General features: G+C 35.9%; 1 protein-coding gene. It reads left to right on the top strand.

Annotation, left to right across the window (positions count from 1 at the left end; all coding sequences use genetic code 11):
• The first annotated feature begins 135 nt into the window (after nt 1-135).
• The gene (gene tnpA, locus DW005_RS04485) at nt 136-603 is read left to right on the top strand and encodes an IS200/IS605 family transposase (RefSeq protein ID WP_022377883.1); all 468 of its coding nucleotides are present in this window, start codon (nt 136-138) and stop codon (nt 601-603) included.
• The last annotated feature ends 30 nt before the right edge of the window (nt 604-633 follow it).

The following is a 633-nucleotide window of genomic DNA, read 5'->3' as shown; positions in this document are numbered from 1 at the left end:
TTGTATTGGCAATAAAAATAAACCACCTGCTATGCAGGTGTGTTCCCAAACAGCTTTAGCTTCAAGTAAAAAACCTCCATGTTATAATGAATATAAGGTTCGCCAACCAAATCATTACAACAAGGAGGAGTCCAAATGGACAATAATAGTTTATCACACACAAAATGGACATGCAAATATCATATAGTTTTTGCACCTAAGTTTAGAAGAAAGATTATATACAAGCAAATAAGAGCAGATATAGGTCATATATTAAGCGAATTGTGCAAAAGAAAGGGTGTTGAAATAATAGCAGCGGAGTGTATGCCAGATCATGTTCATATGTTTGTGAGTATACCACCAAAATACAGTGTGTCAGAAATAATGGGATATTTGAAAGGGAAAAGTTCTTTGATGATATTTGATAGACATGCAAATTTGAAGTACAAGTATGGAAACAGACATTTCTGGTGCAGAGGGTATTATGTCGATACAGTAGGCAAAAATGCAAAGAAAATTGAAGAATATGTAAGGAATCAGATGCAACAAGATCTGGAATATGATCAGATGTCACTGAAAGAGTACATAGACCCGTTTACGGGTGAGCCAGTAAACAAGGCATAAGCTAAAGCCCTTTAGGGCTTGCCTGTGGTA

Origin of the sequence: Clostridium sp. AF36-4 (assembly GCF_003435975.1) — a bacterium.
In the GTDB taxonomy this organism is placed as follows: domain Bacteria; phylum Bacillota; class Clostridia; order Lachnospirales; family Lachnospiraceae; genus Eubacterium_F.
The sequence above is the reverse complement of the archived record's forward strand: the minus strand, read 5'-3'. Positions and strand labels throughout refer to the sequence as shown.